Raw genomic sequence first — 23,492 nt, forward strand, 5'->3', positions numbered from 1 at the left:
GCGGTGAACGCCTGGCGGCGTATCGCGCGCCGGCGCGTGATCAGTTAGCGTAGGCTAGCAGGCCCAGCGAATCGCGGGCCAGGTATTTGCACTTGGTTTCCACCGGCATGGCGATGCGGCTTAAATCGTGGTAGCTCTCTTCACCCAGCTTTTTCATCTTCTTGGTGTTGTAATTACTCATATCCCAGCCGTTACGGCTGGCAAAGAAGACAATCGCCCGCTTAATCTGATTGTTGGGGAGGTCGTGGTAGCCACAGTCATTTTTTAAATAGACGAAAATGGCGGTTAAATCAGCCAGATCTTCCGCCTGCATCTCATCCAGCGCCCGACTGGAGGTCGTGATACTCAGTAAGCCCAACAATAGCACTAGCAGAGAGGTTTTTTTCATACCGGAAAACACGATTTGTTATTGTGCTATGACGGTATCATATTTCATCGGTATGACTACAGTCTGATATTCACTTTTAATATGTAATTGGGACGGATTCTATGCCATGCGAGCCGCGGGTATGTCGGAGGGCTTTTCGTACCTTAGGGCGGCAGACCCGTTTAAGTAGCCCCCTCGGCCTGCTATACTCTGCGCCCTTAACAAACCGCGCTGTGTTGTGCCGTGGAGTGGAGTCATCCGCCGGGCGCAGGACAGATTGATTTTGCCGTCCGCCCACGCGACGGCACGCACGCAGGGTAAAAGCGATGAAACATACCGTAGAAGTCATGATCTCTGAACAAGAGATCAAGGCACGCGTAGCTGAACTGGGACGCCAGATCTCCGATCATTACCGTAACAGTGGCAAAGAGCTGGTGCTGGTGGGGCTGCTGCGCGGCTCCTTCATCTTTATGGCCGATTTGTGCCGCCAGATCAGCGTACCGCATGAAGTCGACTTTCTGACGGCCTCCAGCTATGGCAACGCCATGAACAGCTCCCGTGATGTCAAGATCCTCAAGGATCTGGATGAGGATATCCGCGATAAGGATGTCCTGATCGTTGAAGATATCATCGACTCCGGCAATACCCTGAGCAAGGTGCGCGAGCTGTTTAGCCTGCGTGGCCCGAACTCATTGGCTATCTGCACGCTGCTGGACAAACCGAGCCGTCGCGAGGTCGCGGTTCCGGTGGAGTATATCGGCTTCTCGATCCCCGACGAATTCGTGGTGGGCTTTGGTATCGACTACGCTCAGCGCTATCGCTATCTGCCCTATATCGGCAAAGTTACCATGCTGGAAGAGTAACGCCGACGGCGGTGAAAAAGGCGACCTCGGGTCGCCTTTTTGCTGTGCGCACGGTCATCTGTACGGAAATTGCGCCGGCCGGTGAATAATTAATTCGTTGACCGGACAGCGTTTTTTTATTAACCCGCGCGGATTAGCCTTCCTGGTTCTGCTGCTGTAGCAGCTTAGCCATGGCGTTGCGGTAGCGCACTTCCAGACTCTCACGGCTGATGGTGGTAATGTCCAGATCGTGCAAACGCCCGTCCTGCAGACCATAGACCCAGCCATGGATCATCACCTTCTGCCCGCGTTTCCACGCCGACTGCAGAATGGTGGAGTGGCCTAAATTGTAGACCTGCTCAATCACGTTCAGCTCGCACAGCGTATCCATGCGTTTTTCCGGCGGCAGTTCGCCCAGCAGGGTGCTGTGCTTGTACCAGATATCGCGAATATGCAGCAGCCAGTTGTCGATAAGCCCCAGCTCTGGATTGGTGACGGCGGCTTCGACGCCGCCGCAGCCCAGGTGACCACAGATGATGATGTGCTCAACCTGCAGCACGTCGACCGCATACTGCACCACCGAGAGGCAGTTCAGGTCGGTATGGATCACCAGATTGGCGACGTTGCGGTGTACAAATAGCTCCCCCGGCTGTAGACCGGTCAACTGCTCCGCCGGCACCCGGCTATCCGAACAGCCAATCCACAGAAAGCGCGGACGCTGGGACTCTGCCAGCTTGGCGAAGAAGGTCGGATTATCCTCCTTTACCTGCTGTGACCATGCCTGGTTGTTGGCGATCAGTTTCTCGATTTCTTTCATGAAGGTTAATCAGCTGTAACGGGAAAGAGGCCTAATATAGGCCAATCCACGGGCTTTGGAAATCGGAACAGTGGGCCACGCGGGCGTTTACTCGATGCTGAACCCGACGCCGTGGTGCGCATTGAGCGGGATATCGTGGGGCGTGATCCGCTGCAGTTTGGCCCGTAGCGTCTTGATATGGCGCTCGACGCTGCGTTCGCCGCCCTTCTCATTCAGCGGACGCAGCAGATCGTTCAGCTGGCTGCGGGAGAACACCTTTCCCCGTCCCTGGAGCAGCGTTTTCAGCAGCAGGTATTCGCAGTGGTTCAGCTGCAGGGCATGGCCAAAATAGTGGGCGCAGCCGCGGCTATCGTTGAGGGTAAAGTTGCCATAGCACTCCAGGCGGGTCGCCTTGGCACCGATCTTTTCCGGATGCGGCAGCAGCGTACGCATACGCACGCAGATTTCACGGGCGGAAAAGGGGGGGAGAATGACGGCGCTGTGCGGCAGCGCGGCAGCGCTGACCTGCGATGCTTCCTCGGGGGCGCTGGCCAGAAAGAGCAGCGGCAGCGCGGGATGGCGCTCCTGCAGGTGGCGTCCCAACGCCAGACCGCTGCCGTCGGGCAGCGTTAGCTGAATGATAGCCAAATGCGGGGTTTGCTGTTTAAGGGCGTCAAGGGCGGGCTGGATATGGTTAAACCAGCATACGTTAAACCCTTCCGTTTCCAGCGTATAGATCAGCGGGTCAGCGGCGGTGGCCCGATCTTCGATAAGCCAAATTAACGGTGGCACAGGATGTCTTCCACGACAGGATGAATCGTTGCATCATAGCAAAGTCGACCCGCCAGTGGCAGCAGGTGATTTCAGACAACACGCCATGTAACATATAATCATGCAGAGAGAACCCGTGGGGGGAGCCGTTTTGCCGCGCCCTAGGGGTATCTGCGTGCACCGCGCTGCGTCCAAGGCAAAACGCTTGATGTAAGGTTAACCCATCGCCATGACGAATGCTCTTGAGCTATCTCAGCTTACCAAAACCTATGCCGGCGGCGTGCAGGCGCTGCGCGGCATCGATTTAACCGTAGAGGCCGGTGATTTTTATGCGCTGCTGGGGCCAAACGGGGCAGGAAAATCCACCACCATTGGCATTATCAGCTCGCTGGTGAATAAGAGCGGCGGGCAGGTCAGCGTATTTGGCTATGATATTGACCGCGATCTGGTCAATGCTAAACGCCAGCTGGGGCTGGTGCCGCAGGAGTTTAACTTTAACCCGTTTGAGACCGTATTACAGATCGTGGTGAATCAGGCCGGTTACTACGGCGTGACGCGCCGCGAGGCGATGCAGCGCGCCGAGCGCTACCTGAGTCAGCTGGATCTGTGGCAAAAGCGCAATGAACGCGCGCGGATGCTGTCGGGGGGGATGAAGCGCCGCCTGATGATCGCCCGCGCCCTGATGCATCAGCCAAAGCTTTTGATCCTGGATGAGCCGACGGCCGGGGTCGATATTGAGCTGCGCCGGGCGATGTGGGGATTTCTAAAAGAGCTCAACGCCCAGGGAACCACGATTATTTTGACCACCCACTACCTGGAAGAGGCGGAGATGCTGTGCCGTAACATCGGCATCATCCAGCACGGCCTGCTGATAGAGAACACCTCGATGAAGGCGCTGCTGGCGCAGCTGAAGTCGGAGACCTTCATCCTCGACCTGGCGGCCAAAAGTCCGCTGCCCCATCTGGAGGGATATCAGCACCGGCTGTGTGATACCACGACGCTGGAGGTGGAAGTCCTGCGCGAGCAGGGACTTAATGGGGTATTCAGCCAGCTGAGCGCCCAGGGAGTCCAGGTGCTCAGCATGCGCAATAAGGCCAATCGGCTGGAGGAGCTGTTTGTGTCGTTGCTCAACGGTGAACAGGAGAAGCAGTCATGAGGCGTTTGTACTGGGTGGCGCTGTGCAGCATCTGGAGCAAGGAGGTTCACCGTTTCGGCCGCATCTGGGTGCAGACGCTGGTGCCGCCGGTGATCACCATGACGCTGTATTTCATTATTTTTGGAAACCTGATCGGTTCGCGCATCGGTGAGATGCACGGATTCAGCTACATGCAGTTCATCGTGCCCGGGCTTATCATGATGTCGGTGATCACCAACGCCTATGCCAACGTGGCCGCATCGTTCTTCAGCGCCAAGTTTCAGCGCAGCATTGAGGAACTGCTGGTGGCGCCGGTGCCGACCCATGTGATCATCGCCGGTTACGTGGGCGGTGGCGTGGCGCGCGGGGTCTGCGTCGGCTTTCTGGTTACGCTGGTCTCGCTGTTCTTCGTGCCGCTGGTGGTAAACAGCTGGCTGGCGGTGGTGATGACCCTGCTGTGCACGGCGGTGCTGTTCGCCCTTGGCGGGCTGATCAACGCAGTGTATGCGCGCACCTTTGACGATATCAGCCTGGTGCCGACCTTCGTGCTGACGCCGCTGACCTATCTCGGCGGGGTCTTTTACGCCCTGAGTCTGCTGCCGCCGTTCTGGCAGGTGGTCTCCAAGCTTAACCCCATCGTGTATATGATCAGCGGGTTCCGCTACGGCTTTCTGGGCATTCACGATGTGCCGCTGGCGCAGACGTTTGCCGTTCTGTTGGGATTCATTGCGGTGCTGTATCTTATGGCCTGGTACCTGATTGAGCGGGGGCGCGGCCTGCGCAGCTGATCGCGCGGTATCATACGGCACCTACCGTATATCCTGGAGACGGTGCCGTAAAATTCATCATTTCTGTCTAACCTCACACTCCTGAACCGCCGTTATCACCGATTGCTGCCTGCGCTGCCGTTTCCTGTTACACCATCATCATCAAGGGTGCTTATGCTCGACCGGTGCGCCGGTGGGCGGTGATGAGAGGATAGACTGCATGCTGGGGATCGTATTCGCCGGACACAGCGGCTTTAGCAGCGGAATGCTGAAGGCCTTAACCCATCTGCAGGGGGCCCGTCCGCCCCAGTGCGTGGGCGTGGAGTACAGCGACGGCGTGAGCGCCAACATGCTCAGCCGTATGATGTGCGATGCGCTGCATCAGGTGGACAGCGGCGATGGCGTGGTGATCGTGACGGATATTCTCGGCGCCCCGCCGTTTCGCGCCGCGGCGCTAATGTGTCATAAACATCCGCACTGTGAGGTGGTGGTCGGGGTGAGCCTGTCGGCGCTCGCGGCGCTGTGGCCGCAGCGTACGCAGAGCGACGCCGCCGTGTTTCGCGAGGCCCTGCTGGCGCAGACCCAGCGTCACGCCACCAGCCTGTGGCATGAGCAGCGTCGTCAGGCCGCGCTGTTTACGCCCCCGTCCTCCGACGCGTAGGCGCCGCGCGGTCGGCCGTCGGCAATCTCTGCGTCGTTACCGCAGAGATTGCCTTTGCTTGCGTTGCGATAGACAACTCACCTTAATATGCAAAAATGTGACATTGATCGGTCAAACAACACAACTTTCATTCCCTCATTTCTCCCCGCTTTCCTTTCGGTTTCTGCGCAATCGTTCGCTTAACAAAGGCGTCATGCGGGATAACTCACCGCTCAACGCCGCGGCGCGGCCATCGGCCAAGGCTTTCGGTTGGCAATTAACCGAAAGTATTTCTGTCGCTATCTGTTGGAAAAATAAGGTGTAACTGCGATCACACCGGATCGGTGATTCCTTTGCTGTAATTCGATGGTCGCGGTACGAGAAGGTTTATCTCCGACCTTGACCGCACTGGGAGGCAGTATGGGCATCGACACCGTAAGGCGCCGTGAACAGATCATCGACAGGCTATGCCTTGAGGGCAGCGTACGGGTGGAGCAGCTGCGTCACCACTTTGGCGTCTCCAGCGTGACTATCCGTAACGATCTGCGCTACCTGGAGCAGCGGGGGTGTGCGCTGCGCTCCTACGGCGGCGCCATGCTGAATCAGCAGTTTGTCTTCGATCGGCCGCTGCAGGATAAAGGGCGTCTGAACCGCGACGTAAAGTCGCGTATTGCCGCACGGGCGGCGGAGCTGGTGCAGGACGGCGATACGCTGATCCTCGACTCCGGCTCCACCACGGCCCAAATCGCCCCCTTTCTTAAGGCACACCGCCATCTGGTGGTGGTGACCAACGCCCTGAATATCGCCTGTGAGCTGACGGGGTATGAGCAGATTGACGTGCTGGTGCTGGGCGGCAGCGTACGGCCAAACTCCTACTCCCTGTATGGGCAGGCCGCGGAGCAGCAGCTGCGCCAGTACCATTTCGACCGGCTGTTTCTGGGGGTCGACGGCTTTGATCTGCGCTGCGGTATTACCACGCCCCATGCGGGAGAGGCTCAGCTTAACCGGGTCATGTGCGACGTGGCCAGCGAGATCATCGCCGTCGTGGATGCCAGTAAGTTTGGCCGGAAAAGCTTTTGCACCATTCGCGGCGCCGCACAGATCCACCGAGTGATCACCGACAGTCGGATCCCGGAGGGCTATCACCGCGCGCTGTGCGATTTAGGGGTGGAGGTGATCATCGCCGACGGGTGACGACGCCAGCCCCACCGTCTCTGTTTTCGTTATGCAGCGTAGCCGGACGCCGGCTGTGCCGGGGAGACTTTACCCTGGCGAAGCCCGCCGCTGCGCCCTGACTCAATCTGAGGAGTAAACGCATGAGTGATGAGGTACTCGGCTATTCCCCCGCGTGGCTGCAGGCGCACGGCGCCTGGCATACGGCCCGTGAAATCGCGCAGCAGCCGGCGCTGTGGCAGGCGTTACACCGCGAACTGAGCGAGGCTCAGTCGCGTTGGCATCCCTTTCTTCAGGCCGTGCTGGCGCAGCCTGCGCTGCAAATCGTACTGTGCGGAGCCGGTTCCTCTGCCTTTGTCGGGCGGGCGTTGGCCCCTTGGCTGCGAGAGCAGTGCGGCCGCGACGTCGTGGCCTACGCCACGACCGACATTGTGCCATCGCCGCGGCAGTATCTGGACCCCGGGCGTCCCACGCTGCTGGTCTCCTTTGGTCGCTCCGGCAATAGCCCGGAGAGCGTTGCGGCGCTGGCGCTGGCCGATCGTTTACTGCCGCGCTGCCATCATCTGTTGCTGACCTGTAATCCGGACGGCGCCCTGGCGCGCTATGCCGAAGGGCGCGCTAACGCATGCTCGCTGATCATGCCGCCGGGATCCTGCGATCGGAGCTTTGCGATGACCTCCAGCTTCAGCTGCATGATGCTGGCCGGCGCGCTGTTGCTCGGTCCGCTCACGCTGGCCCAAAGCGCGGCGCCGCTGCAGCGGACGGCGGCGCTGTGTCAGCGCGCGCTGCCGCAGTGGCTGCCGACGATCAAGACGTTGGCCAACGGTGGTTTTCAGCGGCTGGTGGTGCTGGGTAGCCGCAGCTTTAACGGCGTGGCGGAGGAGGCGGCGCTGAAGATGCTGGAGCTGACGGCCGGACGCATCGCGACCCGCCATGACTCCACCATGGGGCTGCGTCACGGGCCCAAGTTTATGGTCGGGCCCCAGACGCTGGTGGTCGCGATGCTGAGCGCAGAGCCTTACTGCCGCTGCTATGACCAGGATCTGCTCAAGGAGCTGCAGCGTGACGCGCTGGCCCTGCGCTGCGTTGCGCTGAGCGGCGATGGCACGGGCGCGCTGGCGCTGACGTGCGATCTGGACGATCTGTGGCTGATGTTTCCGTTCCTGCTTTACCTGCAGACGCTGGCGCTAGAGACCGCTCTGGCGCTGGGGATCACGCCGGATAACCCCTGCCCGAGCGGAGAGGTTAATCGGGTGGTGCAGGGCGTCGTCATTTATGAGTATCCCGTAGCGCATTCAACCATAGCCACGATGGAGGTGTGATATATGTCAAACCCGAACATCCTGATGACCCGTATCGATAACCGGCTGGTGCATGGACAGGTCGGGGTGACCTGGACCAATACGCTGGGCGCCAATCTGGTGCTGGTCGCCAACGACGACGCCGCCGCTGACCCCGTCCAACAGAACCTGATGGATATGGTGGTGGCAGAGGGCGTGCAGACCCGCTATTTCACCCTGCAGAAAACCATCGAGGTGATCCACCGGGCCGCGGATCGCCAGAAGATCTTCATCGTCTGCAAAACGCCGCAGGATGTGCTGACGCTGGTGCGCGGCGGGGTGCCCATTCACTTCGTCAACGTCGGCAATATGCACTTTGCGCAGGGAAAGCGCCAGATCCACAAGACGGTGTCGGTGGACGGCGAGGATATCGCGGCGTTCCACGCGCTGGCGCAGCTTGGCATTCCCTGCGAGATCCGCCGGGTGCCGGATGAGGCGGGGGAGTCGATTCACCCGCTGTTGGACTGAACGCAGGAGGTAAACCATGTTAACCGATGCATTGTTGATAGGGCTGTTGGCCGGTATCGCCGGTATCGACCTGTTCGACGGACTGACCCACCTGCACCGTCCGGTGGTGATCGGGCCACTGGTCGGGCTGATCCTGGGCGATATACAGACCGGCCTGCTGGTCGGCGGGACGCTGGAGCTGGTGTGGATGGGAATGGTGCCTCTGGCCGGTGCTCAGCCCCCCAACGTGGTGATCGGCGGCGTCATCGGCACCGCGTTCGCCATTTTGACCCACGCCGATCCCAAGGTTGCCATCGGGGTCGCGGTACCCTTCTCCATCGCGGTGCAGGGCTGCATTACCCTGCTGTTTACCGCCTATTCGCCGATGATGCACCGCTGCGATGAGATGGTGAAGCGGCTGAACTGGCGTGGGGTGGAGTGGGTGAACTACGCCGGGCTGCTGATCCTGTTCTGCTTCTACTTTATCGTCGCCTTTTTGCCGGTCTATTTCGGGGCCGATGCCGCCAGCGCCATGGTGGAAAAGGCGCCGACCTGGCTGCTGGACGGGCTGGCCGTGGCGGGGGGAATGATGCCGGCCATCGGCTTCTCTCTGCTGATGAAGATTATGATGAAGAAGACCTATGTGGCCTATTTTATTCTGGGCTTTATCTCCGTGACATTCCTGAATATGCCGATTATCGCGGTAGCGCTAGGCGCGCTGGCTATCGCCCTGATCGATTTCTTTAACCGTACCCGCAATGAAGCCGCACCGGCGCAGCGTCCTGCCGTGCGCCAGAACAAGGAGATGGAAGAAGATGGCATTTAACGATAGCGATGACGCACTGGTAGCCAAGGCAGAAAAGCGGATGGCGCAGGCGCTGGCCACCAGCCAGGTCGAGAGCGACGAGTATGTGGATAAAACGCCGGGGCAGGCGCTGAGCCGCCGCGATATCAACATTATGGCGCTGCGCTCCCTGCTGCTGCAGGCCTCCTTTAACTATGAACGTATGCAGGCGGGCGGCTGGCTGTATACCCTGATCCCTAGCCTGCGCAAGATCCACCGCAATCCGCAGGATCTTGCCAACTCAATGAAAATGCACATGGAGTTTATCAATGTGCACCCCTTTGACGTCACCTTTTTGTCCGGACTGGTGCTGGCGATGGAGCGCGGCAAAGAGCGTGTCTCGACCATCCGCGCGGTGAAGGTGGCGCTGATGGGGCCCCTGGGCGGCATCGGCGACGCGCTGTTCTGGCTGACGCTGCTGCCTATCTGCGCCGGCATCGGCGCCTCGCTGGCGCTGGAGGGGAGTCTGTTTGGGCCGGTGGTGTTCCTGCTGCTGTTCAACGCGGTGCACTTCGCCCTGCGCTTTGGGCTGGCACACTATGGCTACAGCGCGGGAACCAGCGCGCTGGCGCTATTGAAGACCCATACCAAAAACATCTCTCACGCCGCCTCGATCGTGGGCATGACGGTGATTGGCGCGCTGGTGGCCTCTTATGTTCACCTCTCGACGCCGCTAGTGATGCACGCCGGTAAGGCGACGGTGGCGCTGCAGAAGGATGTCTTGGACAAGCTGATGCCCAACCTGCTGCCCCTGTGCTTCACCCTGCTGGTGTACTGGCTGATGAAGCGCGGCTATTCGCCGATCAAGCTGATCGGTGTGACGGTGGCCGTGGGTATCGTGGGCAAACTGGTGGGCTTTCTGTAAGAGGCGCGTATGCCAGGGAGCGGCCGCGGCGGTGTCGCCCGCGGCCTGCGACAGGGCGTTGCGTCGGGGGTCGGCGCCCTGGCGCAGGGGGCGGCGGTCGATGCTCCCGACGGCATGCGTCCGGAGGGGCGTGCACCGACGTTGGTGCAGATGCCGCGCTGCGGCGATTCGCCTCTGGCCGGAGTCCCTATGCGGATATGCGGCGGGCGGCAGAGCGGGTGCTGGCGCGGGAGATTGTGCTGGCGTGGGAGATTGTGCTGGCGCGGGGTTTCGCCATCGGTCGCGGCGTCGCGGCGTTATGCCGCCGACAACCCAGACGCTAACGATCCGCGGCAATCGATGCGCGGGGGAAACCGGCCGTGCGTGAGGTCGTGGCCCCTGATGTTCTCCGCTGTGCTCGCGCAGGGGGGCTCGCAGCATCTTGATTTGAAAAGGCGTTGTCGCTTTGGCCGCCCGTCGTTGCGCGTGCTATGCTGAAGATATCACCCACCGGGCAACGGATGCCCCGCGCTGATTTTTTCATGTATAAGCACTTATTATTGACGGGTCTGCTGCTGCTGACCACGCTCTCTGTCGCTCGGGGACAGTCCGCGGCAGACGCTGACGCGGCGCGCTATATGGTGACGCTACGTGACAGTGAGATTTACTCTCCGGTTGGCGATCGGATCATTCCGGTAGGGCGCCTGAACCGAGGGCTGCTGCTCAATGTACAGCCCGCTGACAACGGTTATTTCATCTTTCGCTTCGGCAACGCCAGCGGATTTATCGCCAGCGATAGCCTGGCTGCGGCAACGCCGCCGCTGCCGGCGGCCCGTGACGTCGCCCTGCTGCATAAAAAGAGCCCGGACTATTTGCTGACCCTGCACCCGGTCATGGTATATGACCGCCCGGAGAGAACGGCGGCGCCGGTCGCGAGTCTGGCGGAGAATCTACGCTATCCTATCTTGGCCAGAGAGACAGACGCGGCGGGCTGGCGCTGGCTGGTGATCAACCTGGGCGGACGGCTGGCCTATGTGCGCGCCGATCGGGTTGAACTGGACAACGGCATTCCGATCCTTACCTATCACCACATATTGAAAAACGAGGAAAATCACCGTTTTCGCCACACTTCAACCACCACCTCGGTCCAGGCGTTTGATGCGCAGATGGCCTATCTGCGCCAGGCGGGCTACCTGACCATTTCGCTGTACCAGCTGGAGGGGTATCTGCGCGGCAATGAAAATTTGCCGGCGCGTGCGGTCGCGCTGACCTTCGACGACGGGCTGAAGTCGGTCTACCGCTATGCCTATCCGATCCTGAAGAAAAACGGCCAGCGGGCGACCGCATTTATTATCTCGTCGCGGATTAAGCGCCACCCGCAGCCCTGGAATCCCAACGGCCTGCAGTTTATGAGTCTGGCGGAGCTGCGCACGATTCAGTCGGTATTCGATATTCAGTCCCATACCCATTTTCTGCACCGTCTCTCCGCGGATAAACGGCCGATCCTGTTTCGCCGTAGCCAGCATAATATCCTGTTTGATTTCGAGCGTTCGCGCCGAGCGTTGACGCAGTTTACTCCGCGGGTGCGCTATCTTTCCTACCCCTTTGGCGGCTTTAACCGTCAGGCGATCGAGGCCGCTCACCGGGCTGGTTATCACATGGCGGTGACCACGGTGCGCGGCAAGGTGCGGCGCGGCGATAATCCCTACACCCTGAAGCGGCTGTATGTCCTGCGCACCGACTCTGTTCAGACCATGGCGCGCCTGATCGCCAATCAGCCACAGGATGTGCCGCCGGTCGATACGCCGGTGCCGATTCGCCTGCCGCCGCTAATGCAGGCGCTGATCCCGCTGGATTGAGTCCGCGGCATCGGGGGCGATGATGGCCAGACATACGGGCTGCGCCGCCGCGCCGGGCTGGGCGATAAACACCGTCTGATGATAGATCTGCGGCTGCAGCGTCGGCCAGTATTGCCATACGGGCATAAAGGCCTCCCGGGTGCAGCGCATGCCGATCTCGCCTACGAGCAGCACGCCGCTGCGCCGGATCTCCGCCAGGGTCAGCCCGGGGGTATAGACGTTGGGCGGCCGAGGCGTGTCCACCGCCCAAGGCTGAATCGTCCGAGGGCGATCGGTGCCGTAGAGGATCAGCCACTGGTGCAGATAGCCTCCGCCCACCAGGCGCAGCGGCGCCGCGCTGTGCTGATGCCAGAACTGCTGGGCCTGGGCGCTGAACGTCTTGACGCCGCTCCACCGCTCGCGGCAGTCCCGTAGATTGAGGTGATAGACCAGAACGTATCCCAGGAGAACCAGCGGCGCCAGCGCCAGTAAACCGCGGGTCAGCCGGCGCAGAGGCGTCGTCGGCAGCTCGTGGATGGTCGCGCAGAGCAGAGGGATAGCCAGGATCACGAAAGGCTGTAGCCACTCGGTGACCGGCTCGCCGCGATACAGACTGAGCCACAGGTAGATCAGTGCCAGCGGGAGTAGAAAGAGCAGGAGCAGGCTACGAAGAGGGCCCGATGAGGGCCAGCGCAGCCGCCCGCCGCACAGGTAGACCAGAAGGGCTAGCAGGAGACAGGGGTAAAAGACCGACAGCAGCGCGACGGTGGCGCGCAGATTGAGTTCTGGCCGTATCTGCACGCGTACCCAGTGGAACGCGGAGTATTCATGGGTCACCAGCCACAGGACGTTGGGAATAACCAGCAGCAGATAGAGCGCAATGGCCAGCCAGAACGTGGGCTGACGGTAGAGCCGCCGGTGCTCGGCGCAGAGCAGGGTTAGCCAGAACAGCGCGCCCAGCGACGCCAGCGTAGAGTATTTTGCCATGGTCGCCAAGCCAGCAACCAGAGCAAAGAGCGGCCACGCCCAGCGGGGCGGATCGCTATCAAGCGCCCGGGCAAGGATGAAAAACAGCCACGGCCACAGGGCGACTAAGAGGTAGTTATCGTTATAGGGCAGTATGTCGAAGTTAATGATGCCGGAGAGATTGAGCGCCATGAGGGCCAGCCAGGCCAGATCGTCCCGCCCGCTGAGGCGGCGCGCCAGCATCCAGACGCCCAGCATGCCGAAGGTGACGGCGATAAAGTGGGTGGCGTACCAGTAGCCGTCCGGCGCTAGCGTGGAGAAAGAGAGCAGCGGCTTCATCATCACCCCGACGAGCCACGGGTTTTTCGGCGATCCCCACTCGCCGCTTTGTGCCCAATTCACCGCTTCGACGGCATCATAGGGGAGCGCGGGATTCAACCATCGCGCGGCGCAGGTCCAGAGCGCGGCATAGAGGAATAGCCACAGGATCAGCGGTAGCGGAGGGGCGGTATGCGGCCAGCGAGAGGTTGTCATGACGGGCGATCCCTGAATATCCGATGTTGCTCTTTGCGGCGCCGTGGCGTCGCGGGACGGTGCATTCGCGGGGGAAGCAGTCTGTTAATTATGGGTGAGGGGGGCGGGAAAAGCGAAAAACGAACCGCTGCGGACTCATGCCGCAGCGGAGGGGGATCAGGCGACCTGTACCGGAACGGATTTGGCTAGGCGCTTCATCTGATTAGCGCCTTCGAAGTAGGCCACCTTGGGGTGGTGCGTGCGGGCCTGCTCATCGGGCATCTGAACATAGCTGCAGATGATCAGCGTGTCGCCGACGCAGGCGCAGCGGGCGGCGGCGCCGTTGACCGAGATAATCTTGGAGCCGGGTTCGGCGGCGATAGCGTAGGTGGAGAAGCGCTGGCCGTTGTCGACGTTATAAATATCGATAGCCTCATATTGCAGGATACCGGCCGCATCCAGGAAATCCTGATCGATTGCGCAGGAGCCTTCGTAATTCAGGTCGGACTGGGTGACTTTCACGCGGTGCAGCTTACCCTGCAGCATTGTACGTACCATAGTGTAATACCTGTAATCATCGTAATGGAGCCGACGTGCGGCCCGGTAAAATAGCATAACGTCAACCACCACGGGTCTGCGGCGGTTGACATTATGGTTGCGCATTTCGTCGTCGCTGTCTAGCCGCCGGACGCTAGGCGTCGGCGTTAAAGGCAACGCGCACGTTGTCGATGAGCCGTGCCTGCCCAAGCCAGGCCGCGATCAGCACGATCGCCGTACGGGTATCGACGTTGACGTCGCCCAGCGTGTCGGCGTCGCGGATAAACAGCTCATCGGGACGGAAGCCGGCCTGACGCAGACGACTGGCGGTCTGCTCCAGCAGGGCCTCCAGATCGCGCTCGCCGTTCTCCAGCTGACTGGCCAGCTGCATCATGATGTTGTACAGGCGCGGCGCCAGACGGCGCTCATCGCTATCGAGATAGCCATTGCGCGAGCTGAGCGCCAGCCCATCCTCGCCGCGGACGATGGGGACGCCAACGATCTCGATGCCATAGCCCATGTCCGCGACCAGCTTGCGGATCAGCTGCAGCTGCTGATAATCCTTTTCACCAAAGCAGGCCAGATCCGGCTGTACCAGGTTAAACAGCTTGCTGACGATGGTGGCGACCCCGCGGAAGTGACCCGGACGGCTGGCCCCTTCAAGAATGGTCGAGAGCGCGGGAACGTCGACGTAGGTCTGCTGCGATACGCCCTGGGGATAGATCTCCTCGGCGGCCGGGGCAAAGACCAGGTCGACCCCGTGACGGTTCAGCTTTTCACAGTCCTCCTGCAGGGTGCGCGGGTAGCGCGCCAGATCGTCCGGACGATCGAACTGCATCGGGTTGACGAACACCGATACGATCACCACGTCGGCCCGGGCGCGGGCCTCGTTGACCAGGGTCATATGCCCCTCATGCAGGTTGCCCATGGTCGGCACCAGCGCAATACGTTTCCCTTCCTGGCGCCAGCGGCGTACTTCGCGGCGCAGCAGAGGGACAGTCTCAATAATCAGCACAGCTCGTTCTCCAGCAGAAAAGTCGGGCGGCCCGCCCGGGCCGCCGTCCAGAATTCGGGTCAGTTAAAGGTATGTTCGTCGGCGGGGAACAGCCCCTGTTCGACGTCATTGATATAGCGGCGCACCGCCGCGCGGATATCGCCCTCGACCGCGAGGAAATTTTTTACAAAGCTCGGCATGCGTCCGCTGCTGATCCCCAGCGCATCGTGCATGACCAGGATCTGGCCGTCGGTATCTCTGCCGGCGCCGATGCCGATTACCGGAATACGCAGCGCCTCGGTGATCGTCTTGGCGACCTGGGCAGGCACACACTCCAGCACCAGCATCTGGGCACCGGCGCCTTCTAGCGCCAGGGCATCGGAGAGCAGCTGATCCGCCGCATCCTGATCGCGCCCCTGCACCCGATAGCCGCCGAGGATATTGACGGACTGCGGCATCAGCCCCAGATGTCCACACACCGGCACCGCGCGCTCGGTCAGCGTACGCACGCTGTCGCACAGCCAGGCGCCGCCCTCCATTTTGACCAGGTTCGCCCCGGCGCGCATCAGCTCCGCGGCATGGGTACAGGCCAGCTCCGGCGTGGCATAGGACATAAACGGCATATCGGCCATCAGCAGGCAGGCCGGCGCGCCGGCGCGCACCGCGCGGGTATGGTAGGCGATATCCGCTACGGTCACCGGCAGCGTGGTCTCGTGGCCCTGCAGGGTCATCCCCAGCGAGTCTCCGACCAGCATAACGTCGATACCCTGCTCGGCAAACAGCCGGGCGAAGCTGGCATCATATGCGGTGATCGTGGCGAACTTGTGCTTCTCCTGCTTACGTTTGCGCAGGTGTGATAGCGTGGTTGGCGTCATCACTGTCTCCCATTGTCGACCGGCCGCGGGCCGGACTGGTAAGGTTGGGCGGTGCACTGCGGGCACCACTGTGGCGTATTCTACTGCAAGAAAATCGTTTGCGGTGGAGGAAGATCAAGCAAATGCGTTACGCGCGGCGCGCGCAGTGGGAGAGGCGGTGAGAAAGGCGGCCCGCGGTGCGGACCGCGCGGTTCAGGCCGGCGTGTCCTGCGCGGGTAGGACGATCAGGGTATCCGCATCGTGCAGGCGGGCGATGACATCGCGCAGCGCCTCGCCGTCGGGAAAGCGCAGATCGGGGGCGATCTCCGCCAGCGGCACCAGCATAAAGCTGCGGTTTTTCATGTCGTAGTGGGGCACCGTCAGACGCTCGCTGTGGATAACCTGCTCACCAAACAGCATGATATCCACATCCAGCGTACGCGGTCCCCAGCGCTCGGCCTTGCGTTCCCGCCCCTGTAGACGCTCAATGCGCTGGGTGCAGTCCAGCAGGGCCTCGGGCGATAGCGCGGTCTCCAGCGCGACGGCGGCGTTGACGTAGTCAGGCTGATCCTGCGGCCCGAGGGGACGGGTGCGGTACAGGGACGAGGCGGCCAGGAGACGGCACTGCGGCAGCGCCGCCAGCGCATGAATGGCCTGCCGCACCTGACGGTGCGGTTCGGCTAAGTTGCTGCCCAGCGCGAGGTAGACCGGGGTCATGCACCGTTGCCTTCGCGGCGCGGCGTTCTCCGGCGCGGTCTGCGGCGACGGCGGGCGGCGTTACCGTCGCTATCGTCGTCCAGGGTATTAACCATGGCCTTTTGCTGGGAGACGCTGGCGGCCTGGAAGGAGCCCCACCAGTCCGCCAGGCGCTGCAGCTCGGCGCTGTGTTCGGCCTCGGCGCGCAGCGCCAGCAGATCGTAAGCGGCGCGGAACTTGGGCTGCTCCAGCAGCTTATGGGCGCGCTTACCCTGACGGCGCGACAGGCGCAGCTGCAGCGTCCAGATATCGCGGATCAGGGCGGTGATGCGCTTGGGGATCGCCAGAGAGCGGCACTGCTCATCCAGGATATCGTTCATCGCCAGGGCGAACGCATCGTGATAGGTCAGCCCCCCCTCTTGAGTGAGCTTTTGCGCCAGCTCGATCAGCGGATACCACAGCATCGCGGCAAACAGAAACGCCGGGTTGACCCGCATATCGTTCTGAATACGGTGATCGGTGTTCTTCAGCACCTGGGCCAGGATCTTCTCCATCGGGCTATCGCCGTTAGGGGTAAAGTGGCGGCAGATCACCGGGAACAGCGGCTGGAACAGCTGGTATTCGCGCAGCTTCAGATAGGTTTCATAGCCATAGCCCGCCTGCAGCAGCTTCAGCGCCTCTTCAAACAGGCGCGCGGCGGGGATATCGCGCAGCAGCGATGCCAGATGGGCGATGGGCGCCGCCGTTTCCGGGCTGATGGACATCTGCAGCTTGGCGGCGAAGCGTACCGCTCGCAGCATGCGCACCGGATCCTCTCGGTAGCGCGTCTCGGGATCGCCGATCAGCCGGATTTGCCCGGCGCGCAGATCGTTCAGGCCACCGGTATAGTCACGGACGCTGAAGTCGGCCACGCTGTAGTAGAGGCTGTTAATGGTAAAGTCACGCCGCTGGGCGTCTTCTTCAATATTGCCGTAGACGTTATCGCGCAGCAGCATGCCATTTTTGCCCTGCTGGGCAATGTTTTTGCTTTCATCGGCATGTTCGTGATGGCCGCGGAAGGTGGCGACCTCAATGATCTCCGGCCCGAACATGACGTGCGCCAGACGAAAACGGCGTCCGACCAGGCGGCAGTTGCGGAACAGCTTACGCACTTGTTCCGGCGTGGCGTTGGTGGTCACGTCGAAATCTTTCGGGCGTTTGCCCAGCAGCAGATCGCGGACGCCGCCGCCGACCAGATAGGCTTCATAGCCTGATTTATTCAGACGGTACAGAACCTTCAGCGCATTTTCGCTGATTTGCTGGCGCGAGATTGTATGCTGATCACGCGGGATCACGCTCAGATGGGCGGACTCCTGCTCCGGTACGCTGTCCGTCTCGCGATTTAGCACTCTACGGCAAAAGTTGGCGACTCGGGTAAAAATGGTACACCTCGATAGTGTCTAGTAAATAGCTCCGTCATCGCTCAGGCGATCGCGCCAACGTGGGCGCGCTGAGGCCGATGGGGCATGGTGTGCAGAAAAATAAGCGGCTAATCATAGCTCACGCAGGGGAATTTGAGAATGGTGCAGACGGAATCGTTGTCGGCTGAGTGACCTGAAGCGGCACTTTTTCCAGTCGCCACTGGGCGACTGCCTGGGTTAACAGTGCCTCTGTGCTCAGATCGCGCAGCGCCGCGTCGGGCGTCTGCCCTAGAAACGTCAGCGCCTGCAGCAGCAGCGGGCGCGGATCGCCCAGCGGTATCGGCTGAGCATGATTCTGCTTGGAGAGCTTGTTGCCGTCATCGTTGAGCGCCAGCGGCAGGTGCAGATAGGCCGGCGCTTGCCACCCCAGCTGGTGATACAGCGCTATCTGACGCACCGTCGGCGCGATCAGATCGGCGCCGCGGACGATTTCATTGACGCCCTGGAAGTGATCGTCCGCCACCACCGCTAAATTATAGGCAAACAGGCCATCTCTGCGGTGGATGATAAAATCCTCGCGCGCCAGCGCTGCATCGGCGTCGAGCCAGCCGCGCAGGCGATCGTGAAAGCCGTATACCGGCTGCGTCTGGCGCAGGCGCAGCGCCGCACCGGGCGCGCCTCGCCCCAGATCGCGGCAGTGTCCGTCATACAATCCCCCCAGCGCGTGAATGCGTTGGCGGGTACAGGTGCAGTAGTAGGCCAGCCCCTGGCGGTGCAGCTGATCCAGGATGGCGCGATAGGCCTCGTGGCGCTGCGACTGGTATAGCACCGGGCCATCCCAGCGTAGGCCATAGTGATCCAGGGCGCGCAGGATACGGTCGGCGGCGCCGGGGACTTCGCGCGGCGGATCGATATCTTCAATCCGTACCAACCAGCGGCCACCGCAGGCGCGCGCGCGCAGATAGCTGCCGAGGGCGGCAATCAGGGAACCAAAGTGCAGATCGCCGGAGGGGGAGGGCGCAAAGCGGCCGACGTACTCCGGGGGAGTGGGCAGGGAATATGACATGGTTAACTGCGACGTTTACGCCGGAAACGCTCCGGATCGTGGGTGCGCACGCCGCCCGCCGGTGTCCGCTGGCCGGCAGCGTACAAAGGAAACGGGGCCCGGAGATGCGGGCCCCCCCGTTAGGGCTTTAGCCTGCCATCTGCTTTTCGCGGATTTCGGCCAGGGTTTTACAATCGATGCACAGATCGGCGGTCGGACGGGCTTCCAGACGGCGGATGCCGATCTCAACGCCGCAGGATTCGCAGAAACCGAAGTCATCATCTTCGATTTTCTGCAGCGTTTTCTCGATTTTTTTGATCAGCTTGCGCTCGCGATCGCGGTTACGCAGCTCCAGGCTGAACTCTTCTTCCTGGGTCGCGCGGTCGGCGGGATCCGGGAAGTTGGCAGCCTCTTCCTGCATATGGGATACGGTACGATCCACTTCATCCCTGAGCTGGTTACGCCATGCCTCAAGAATTCGCTTAAAGTGCGCCAGCTGGGCGTCGTTCATGTACTCCTCGCCCGGCTTTTCTTGATATGGCTCCACCCCAGCAATGGCGAGAATGCTCAAGGACGACGGTTTACGGTTTTGCCCTTCTTGCATGCTGCTTCTCCTAATAACACGCATTAGCGATCCCCAAACGGGGGAAAAAATCAGGCCGCTATAAATAACAGATGCGGTAGAGGTTGGCAATTATTCCTGTCTACGGCTTGACAAGGGTGTGAAGGGCGGCGTATTTAGCCGCGTTTCATCCTTTCCCACCGCGTAATGCCGACGATTTACCGCCGCGTGGCGCGCCTAAACCGTTACCGGCAGCGGCTGCGTGAGCCGGATGCCGGCGGGGCTTATCTGCGCGCCGTAGCAGAGAATTTCTACCCCGAGATCGCTCGCCTGGGCCAATAGTTGCGCATAGCGGGGATCGATGTGGCGGGCCGCCCGCACATGCGTAATCCCGCTGTGCAGCACGGCGAAAAACAGCACCGCCCGCACACCGCTTTGCACCTGATGCTGCAGTTCACGCAGATGCTTTTGCCCCCGCTCGGTGACCGCATCGGGGAAGTATCCGCACGCCGCCTGCAGCAGCGTGACTGACTTCACCTCAATATAGCAGTCGGGGCGATCTTCTGCCTGTAATAACAAGTCGATGCGGCTATTTTCTGCCCCATAGCGCACTTCGCTGCGTATTTTAGTGTAACCGGATACTTCGCCGATCTGCCGCTGTGCAATCGCCTCGTGCACCAGCGCGTTGGCGCGCAGGGTATTCACGCAGATCCAGTCTCCAGCCTGGGTATGGGTGAGCTCCCAGCTTGACGGATACTTGCGCTTAGGGTTGTCCGAGGTGGAGTACCACACCGTATCGCCCGGCGTGGCGCAGCCGGTCATCGCGCCGGTATTGGCGCAGTGCAGGGTGATGATTTGGCCGTCGGGACGGCGTACGTCGGCCAGAAAACGTTTATAGCGCTTGATCAGGATGGCGCTCTGCAGGGGAGGGGTGAACTGCATGGTGGGGCTCCTGTGGGTTAGTCATCGCGCCGCAGGGGCCAGCTGGCCAGCGGTTGATAGCGGGTGCGTCCCTGGGACTGCTGCGAGCTGAACAGGGAAAAGTGCGTTACGTCAAACGACCAGCGAAAGGTCGCCGCGGGGATCGCGACCGCCTGATAGGCGTGACGCAGCAGCGTGATATGCGGATGAAAGGGGAGCGGGCTCTGGTAGCAGCCGCTGCGCGCCGCCTGCGAGCGGAGCAGCTCCGCCAGCTGGATCAGTCCGCGCGGCGCCCGGCGCATACCCAGCCAGACCACGCCGGGGCGCGGCCACTGACCGGCGTCATCCAGCGTCAGGCTAAAGGGCGCCTGACGGATACGCCCGGCCAGCGTCTGCAGACGCTGCTGCTGTGCGCTGCCGACGTCGCCAAGAAAAGCCAGCGTCAGATGCAGGTTGGCGGCGGCGATCGGTCGTCCTGCCTGGGAAGAAAAGTGCTCGGCTCGCCACTGGATCAGCGTTTGCTGCAGTGGCGGCGGTAGCGGAATGGCAAAAAAAAGGCGTTGCTGCATGGTGGTTTCCCGTTAAGCGCATCGCCCGATGCTACAATGCGCGGCAGAAATTGTTAATACGCTGGGGCGAATGGCGTCGGCGCCGTTTACCCCGTCGCGAAAGAGAGTGGAGTCCACAGTGTCCTTATTACCCGTTGCCGCGGTGCTGCCCGATCTGCTTGCCGCCCTGCAGTCTGCCTCCCGGGTGCTGCTTAACGCCCCGACCGGGGCGGGAAAATCCACCTGGCTGCCGCTGCAGCTGCTGCAGTCTTCCTGCCTGAATGGGCGTATCGTGATGCTGGAGCCGCGGCGTTTGGCCGCGCGGACGGTGGCGCACCGGCTGGCGCAGCAGCTGGGCGAGCCGCTGGGCGCGACGGTTGGCTACCGGATGCGCGGAGAGCATCGGGTCGGTAAACATACCCGTCTGGAGGTCGTGACGGAGGGGGTTTTGACCCGCATGCTGCAGCGCGATCCGATGCTGGAAGGGGTGGCATTGGTGATCCTCGATGAGTTCCATGAGCGCAGCCTGCAGGCGGATCTGGCGCTGGCGCTGCTGCTGGATGTGCAGGCCGGGCTGCGGGACGATCTGCGGCTGCTGATTATGTCGGCGACCCTCGATGATGCCCGTCTGAAGACGCTGTTGCCCGATGCGCCGACCATTGTCTCCGCGGGGCGCAGCTATCCGGTGGTGCGTCACTATCATCCCATCTCCCCCCATGAACGCATTGAGCAGGCCGCCGCCGCCGCGGTGCTGAGCCTGATGAACCGGGAGAGCGGCTCGCTGCTGCTGTTTTTACCCGGAGTGGGCGAAATCCGCCGCTGCGCGGCGCTGCTGCAGGAGAGCGTCGCCGCGGATACCGACATCTGTCCCTTATACGGGGCGCTGTCGCTGGCCGAGCAGCAGCTGGCCATTGCGCCGGCGCCGACGGGGCGGCGCAAAGTGGTGCTGGCGACCAATATTGCGGAAACCAGCCTCACCATCGATGGCATTCGTCTGGTGGTCGATAGCGCGCTGGAGCGCGTCAGCCAGTTTGACGTGCGCAGCGGGCTGACGCGGCTGGTGACCCAGCGGGCGAGTCAGGCGTCGATGACCCAGCGCGCTGGGCGCGCCGGACGTCTGAGCGAGGGGATCTGCTGGCATCTGGTATCGGCTGAGCAGGCCGAGCGGGCCAGCGACTATGCCCAGGCCGAGATCCTGCGCAGCGATCTGAGCGCGCTATGGCTGGAGTTGCTCAGTTGGGGCTGCCGGGATGCCCAGCAGCTGACGTGGCTGGATGTGCCGCCGTCCGCGGCGCTGGGGGCGGCCCAGCGCCTGCTGCAACAGCTGGATGCGCTGGATCCGCAGGGGACGCTGAGTCCGCTGGGGCGAGAGATGGCTCGCACGGGCAGCGATCCGCGCCTGGCGGCGATGCTGTGCGCCGCCCGTGACGCCGGCGATGCGGCGTTGGCCTGTGCCGCCCTGCTAGCGGCGATTGTCGAGGAGCCGCCGCGTCAGGGGAGCGCCGATATGCGCCAGGCGCTCTACCATCCGCAGTCGCACTGGCGTCAGCGTGCGGCGCAGCTGGTTAAGCGTATGGGGGGGCGGACGGCGGAGGCCGATCTGGCGCAGGCGCCGCTGTGGCTGGCGCATGCCTATCCCGACCGGATCGCCGCCGCGCGCGGGCAGGATGGGCGCTATCTCCTGGCCAACGGACTGGGCGCGGCGCTGGAGGCGGACGATGCGCTGGGGCGGATGCCGGGGCTGATCGCCGCCTCGCTGCTGCAGGGAGCCTCCGGCGGCGAGCCGCGGATTCTGCTGGCGCTGCCCTGCGATCTGGCGTCGCTGGCGGCTCAGCTGCCGCACCTGGTCAGCGAAGGCACCGGCGTTGAGTGGGATGAGGCCAAAGGAACTCTGCGCGCCTGGCGTCGCGTCCAGCTGGGGCGTTTGGTGCTGCGTGCGCAGCCGCTGGCCCGTCCCGATGAGGCGACGCTGGCGCAGGCGCTGTTGGAGTGGGTGCGTACGCAGGGGGTGGCCGCGCTGGGGTGGGACGAGGCGGCGACGCAGCTGCGTCTGCGTTTGATCTGTGCCCAGCGCTGGCTGCCCGAATATGCCTGGCCAGCGGTGGATGATGAGAGTCTGCTGGCGTCGCTGGCGCAGTGGCTGCTGCCCGCGCTGCACGGCGTCCGCGATCTGCGGGGGCTGCGTCAGATCGATCTGGCGGGGGCGCTGCTGCGACTGCTCGACTGGAACACGCGTCAGCGGCTGGATAGTGAGCTGCCGACTCATTACACTGTGCCGACCGGATCGCGTCTGGCGATTCGGTACTTTAGCGATAAACCGCCGGCGCTGGCGGTGCGTCTGCAGGAGATGTTCGGTGAGCGGGAGAGCCCGCGTATCGCACAGGGGCGCGTTGCGCTGGTGCTGGAGCTGTTGTCTCCGGCGCAGCGGCCGCTGCAGATCACCCGCGATCTGGCGGGATTCTGGCAGGGCGCCTATCGTGAAGTACAGAAAGAGATGAAGGGGCGCTATCCCAAGCACGTCTGGCCGGACGATCCGGCCAACGCGCAGCCGACCCGGCGCACCAAGCGACATTAATTTTCAGAGCGTTCCCCTGTTGTTAGCGGGGGACACAGGCGCATATTAGGCGGCTTAGGCCGTATTACAGCCGGAGA

24 protein-coding genes are annotated in these 23,492 nt (G+C 62.1%); 11 read left to right on the top strand and 13 right to left on the bottom strand.

Going from position 1 to position 23,492, the window contains the following annotated elements:
* Positions 1-40: 40 nt before the first annotated feature.
* A complete protein-coding gene (locus L1P05_RS03320; RefSeq protein ID WP_015460968.1) occupies positions 41-388 on the bottom strand; it encodes a YacC family pilotin-like protein in 348 nt (115 codons plus the stop codon).
* A 305-nt stretch (positions 389-693) separates the two neighbouring features.
* On the opposite strand from L1P05_RS03320, the gene hpt reads away from it, so the two are divergent.
* A complete protein-coding gene (gene hpt, locus L1P05_RS03325; RefSeq protein WP_012847541.1) occupies positions 694-1,230 on the top strand; it encodes a hypoxanthine phosphoribosyltransferase in 537 nt (178 codons plus the stop codon).
* Between the two features lie 133 nt (positions 1,231-1,363).
* Here the strand turns inward: hpt and can are convergent, their stop codons facing one another.
* Entirely contained in the window at positions 1,364-2,026 is a 663-nt protein-coding gene (can, locus tag L1P05_RS03330) for a carbonate dehydratase (RefSeq protein ID WP_012847542.1), read from the bottom strand.
* Positions 2,027-2,113: 87 nt separating this feature from the next.
* Positions 2,114-2,797 (bottom strand): winged helix-turn-helix domain-containing protein, encoded by a 684-nt coding sequence (locus L1P05_RS03335; protein ID WP_012847543.1) that lies wholly within the window; start codon positions 2,795-2,797, stop codon positions 2,114-2,116.
* Between the two features lie 208 nt (positions 2,798-3,005).
* On the opposite strand from L1P05_RS03335, the gene L1P05_RS03340 reads away from it, so the two are divergent.
* The 9 genes from L1P05_RS03340 to L1P05_RS03380 all read left to right on the top strand — a co-directional run bounded on the left by L1P05_RS03340 (position 3,006) and on the right by L1P05_RS03380 (position 11,825).
* Positions 3,006-3,932, top strand: coding sequence for an ABC transporter ATP-binding protein (locus L1P05_RS03340; RefSeq protein ID WP_012847544.1), 927 nt, complete (start codon positions 3,006-3,008; stop codon positions 3,930-3,932).
* Positions 3,929-4,699 (top strand): ABC transporter permease, encoded by a 771-nt coding sequence (locus L1P05_RS03345; protein WP_015683236.1) that lies wholly within the window; start codon positions 3,929-3,931, stop codon positions 4,697-4,699. The genes L1P05_RS03340 and L1P05_RS03345 overlap by 4 nt, the downstream gene beginning before the upstream one ends.
* Before the next feature lie 199 nt (positions 4,700-4,898).
* A complete protein-coding gene (locus L1P05_RS03350; protein ID WP_012847546.1) occupies positions 4,899-5,339 on the top strand; it encodes a PTS sugar transporter subunit IIA in 441 nt (146 codons plus the stop codon).
* A 399-nt stretch (positions 5,340-5,738) separates the two neighbouring features.
* A complete protein-coding gene (agaR, locus tag L1P05_RS03355; RefSeq protein ID WP_012847548.1) occupies positions 5,739-6,512 on the top strand; it encodes a transcriptional repressor AgaR in 774 nt (257 codons plus the stop codon).
* Positions 6,513-6,634: 122 nt separating this feature from the next.
* Positions 6,635-7,813, top strand: a complete 1,179-nt coding sequence (locus L1P05_RS03360) for an SIS domain-containing protein (RefSeq protein WP_012847549.1) — start codon at positions 6,635-6,637, stop codon at positions 7,811-7,813.
* Between the two features lie 3 nt (positions 7,814-7,816).
* Positions 7,817-8,299 (top strand): PTS N-acetylgalactosamine transporter subunit IIB, encoded by a 483-nt coding sequence (gene agaV, locus L1P05_RS03365; protein WP_012847550.1) that lies wholly within the window; start codon positions 7,817-7,819, stop codon positions 8,297-8,299.
* Positions 8,300-8,315: 16 nt separating this feature from the next.
* Positions 8,316-9,104 carry a PTS N-acetylgalactosamine transporter subunit IIC gene (gene agaW / locus L1P05_RS03370; RefSeq protein WP_012847551.1) on the top strand — a complete coding sequence of 263 codons (789 nt, stop codon included), beginning with the start codon at positions 8,316-8,318 and terminating at the stop codon, positions 9,102-9,104.
* On the top strand, positions 9,094-9,987 hold the full coding sequence (locus tag L1P05_RS03375; RefSeq protein WP_012847552.1) for a PTS system mannose/fructose/sorbose family transporter subunit IID: 894 nt from the start codon (positions 9,094-9,096) through the stop codon (positions 9,985-9,987). The genes agaW and L1P05_RS03375 overlap by 11 nt, the downstream gene beginning before the upstream one ends.
* A gap of 521 nt (positions 9,988-10,508) precedes the next feature.
* Positions 10,509-11,825 (top strand): polysaccharide deacetylase family protein, encoded by a 1,317-nt coding sequence (locus tag L1P05_RS03380; RefSeq protein WP_012847554.1) that lies wholly within the window; start codon positions 10,509-10,511, stop codon positions 11,823-11,825.
* Here the strand turns inward: L1P05_RS03380 and L1P05_RS03385 are convergent.
* The 10 genes from L1P05_RS03385 to thpR form a co-directional block, all read right to left on the bottom strand.
* The gene (locus L1P05_RS03385; protein ID WP_012847555.1) at positions 11,796-13,304 is read right to left on the bottom strand and encodes a glycosyltransferase family 39 protein; all 1,509 of its coding nucleotides are present in this window, start codon (positions 13,302-13,304) and stop codon (positions 11,796-11,798) included. The two genes, L1P05_RS03380 and L1P05_RS03385, sit on opposite strands and share 30 nt — an antisense overlap.
* A 156-nt stretch (positions 13,305-13,460) precedes the next feature.
* Positions 13,461-13,841, bottom strand: a complete 381-nt coding sequence (panD, locus tag L1P05_RS03390) for an aspartate 1-decarboxylase (RefSeq protein ID WP_015460975.1) — start codon at positions 13,839-13,841, stop codon at positions 13,461-13,463.
* Between the two features lie 133 nt (positions 13,842-13,974).
* Positions 13,975-14,835 carry a pantoate--beta-alanine ligase gene (gene panC / locus L1P05_RS03395; RefSeq protein WP_012847557.1) on the bottom strand — a complete coding sequence of 287 codons (861 nt, stop codon included), beginning with the start codon at positions 14,833-14,835 and terminating at the stop codon, positions 13,975-13,977.
* Between the two features lie 59 nt (positions 14,836-14,894).
* Entirely contained in the window at positions 14,895-15,689 is a 795-nt protein-coding gene (panB, locus tag L1P05_RS03400; protein WP_012847558.1) for a 3-methyl-2-oxobutanoate hydroxymethyltransferase, read from the bottom strand.
* Positions 15,690-15,881: 192 nt separating this feature from the next.
* Positions 15,882-16,385, bottom strand: a complete 504-nt coding sequence (folK, locus tag L1P05_RS03405; RefSeq protein ID WP_012847559.1) for a 2-amino-4-hydroxy-6-hydroxymethyldihydropteridine diphosphokinase — start codon at positions 16,383-16,385, stop codon at positions 15,882-15,884.
* Positions 16,382-17,785 (bottom strand): polynucleotide adenylyltransferase PcnB, encoded by a 1,404-nt coding sequence (gene pcnB, locus L1P05_RS03410; RefSeq protein ID WP_071818498.1) that lies wholly within the window; start codon positions 17,783-17,785, stop codon positions 16,382-16,384. The genes folK and pcnB overlap by 4 nt, the downstream gene beginning before the upstream one ends.
* 118 nt (positions 17,786-17,903) lie before the next feature.
* Positions 17,904-18,830, bottom strand: a complete 927-nt coding sequence (gluQRS, locus tag L1P05_RS03415; protein WP_012847561.1) for a tRNA glutamyl-Q(34) synthetase GluQRS — start codon at positions 18,828-18,830, stop codon at positions 17,904-17,906.
* A 127-nt stretch (positions 18,831-18,957) separates the two neighbouring features.
* Positions 18,958-19,413 (bottom strand): RNA polymerase-binding protein DksA, encoded by a 456-nt coding sequence (dksA, locus tag L1P05_RS03420; protein ID WP_012847562.1) that lies wholly within the window; start codon positions 19,411-19,413, stop codon positions 18,958-18,960.
* 195 nt (positions 19,414-19,608) lie between these two features.
* A complete protein-coding gene (gene sfsA / locus L1P05_RS03425; protein WP_012847563.1) occupies positions 19,609-20,313 on the bottom strand; it encodes a DNA/RNA nuclease SfsA in 705 nt (234 codons plus the stop codon).
* Between the two features lie 17 nt (positions 20,314-20,330).
* Positions 20,331-20,861: an RNA 2',3'-cyclic phosphodiesterase gene (gene thpR, locus L1P05_RS03430; protein ID WP_012847564.1), complete on the bottom strand. Its 531-nt coding sequence runs from the start codon at positions 20,859-20,861 to the stop codon at positions 20,331-20,333.
* A 70-nt stretch (positions 20,862-20,931) separates the two neighbouring features.
* On the opposite strand from thpR, the gene hrpB reads away from it, so the two are divergent.
* On the top strand, positions 20,932-23,415 hold the full coding sequence (gene hrpB, locus L1P05_RS03435) for an ATP-dependent helicase HrpB (RefSeq protein WP_226081916.1): 2,484 nt from the start codon (positions 20,932-20,934) through the stop codon (positions 23,413-23,415).
* The last annotated feature ends 77 nt before the right edge of the window (positions 23,416-23,492 follow it).

The sequence above is a fragment of the Edwardsiella piscicida genome (genome assembly GCF_021733145.1).
In the GTDB taxonomy this organism is placed as follows: domain Bacteria; phylum Pseudomonadota; class Gammaproteobacteria; order Enterobacterales; family Enterobacteriaceae; genus Edwardsiella; species Edwardsiella piscicida.

What these genes read in the sequence shown, in the direction of transcription:
- L1P05_RS03320 (WP_015460968.1), bottom strand. Translation starts at nt 388, where the DNA reads ATGAAAAAAACCTCTCTGCTAGTGCTATTGTTGGGCTTACTGAGTATC.
- hpt (WP_012847541.1), top strand. Translation starts at nt 694, where the DNA reads ATGAAACATACCGTAGAAGTCATGATCTCTGAACAAGAGATCAAGGCA.
- can (WP_012847542.1), bottom strand. Translation starts at nt 2,026, where the DNA reads ATGAAAGAAATCGAGAAACTGATCGCCAACAACCAGGCATGGTCACAG.
- L1P05_RS03340 (WP_012847544.1), top strand. Translation starts at nt 3,006, where the DNA reads ATGACGAATGCTCTTGAGCTATCTCAGCTTACCAAAACCTATGCCGGC.
- L1P05_RS03345 (WP_015683236.1), top strand. Translation starts at nt 3,929, where the DNA reads ATGAGGCGTTTGTACTGGGTGGCGCTGTGCAGCATCTGGAGCAAGGAG.
- L1P05_RS03350 (WP_012847546.1), top strand. Translation starts at nt 4,899, where the DNA reads ATGCTGGGGATCGTATTCGCCGGACACAGCGGCTTTAGCAGCGGAATG.
- agaR (WP_012847548.1), top strand. Translation starts at nt 5,739, where the DNA reads ATGGGCATCGACACCGTAAGGCGCCGTGAACAGATCATCGACAGGCTA.
- L1P05_RS03360 (WP_012847549.1), top strand. Translation starts at nt 6,635, where the DNA reads ATGAGTGATGAGGTACTCGGCTATTCCCCCGCGTGGCTGCAGGCGCAC.
- agaV (WP_012847550.1), top strand. Translation starts at nt 7,817, where the DNA reads ATGTCAAACCCGAACATCCTGATGACCCGTATCGATAACCGGCTGGTG.
- agaW (WP_012847551.1), top strand. Translation starts at nt 8,316, where the DNA reads ATGTTAACCGATGCATTGTTGATAGGGCTGTTGGCCGGTATCGCCGGT.
- L1P05_RS03375 (WP_012847552.1), top strand. Translation starts at nt 9,094, where the DNA reads ATGGCATTTAACGATAGCGATGACGCACTGGTAGCCAAGGCAGAAAAG.
- L1P05_RS03380 (WP_012847554.1), top strand. Translation starts at nt 10,509, where the DNA reads ATGTATAAGCACTTATTATTGACGGGTCTGCTGCTGCTGACCACGCTC.
- L1P05_RS03385 (WP_012847555.1), bottom strand. Translation starts at nt 13,304, where the DNA reads ATGACAACCTCTCGCTGGCCGCATACCGCCCCTCCGCTACCGCTGATC.
- panD (WP_015460975.1), bottom strand. Translation starts at nt 13,841, where the DNA reads ATGGTACGTACAATGCTGCAGGGTAAGCTGCACCGCGTGAAAGTCACC.
- panB (WP_012847558.1), bottom strand. Translation starts at nt 15,689, where the DNA reads ATGACGCCAACCACGCTATCACACCTGCGCAAACGTAAGCAGGAGAAG.
- folK (WP_012847559.1), bottom strand. Translation starts at nt 16,385, where the DNA reads ATGACCCCGGTCTACCTCGCGCTGGGCAGCAACTTAGCCGAACCGCAC.
- gluQRS (WP_012847561.1), bottom strand. Translation starts at nt 18,830, where the DNA reads ATGTCATATTCCCTGCCCACTCCCCCGGAGTACGTCGGCCGCTTTGCG.
- dksA (WP_012847562.1), bottom strand. Translation starts at nt 19,413, where the DNA reads ATGCAAGAAGGGCAAAACCGTAAACCGTCGTCCTTGAGCATTCTCGCC.
- sfsA (WP_012847563.1), bottom strand. Translation starts at nt 20,313, where the DNA reads ATGCAGTTCACCCCTCCCCTGCAGAGCGCCATCCTGATCAAGCGCTAT.
- thpR (WP_012847564.1), bottom strand. Translation starts at nt 20,861, where the DNA reads ATGCAGCAACGCCTTTTTTTTGCCATTCCGCTACCGCCGCCACTGCAG.
- hrpB (WP_226081916.1), top strand. Translation starts at nt 20,932, where the DNA reads ATGGCGTCGGCGCCGTTTACCCCGTCGCGAAAGAGAGTGGAGTCCACA.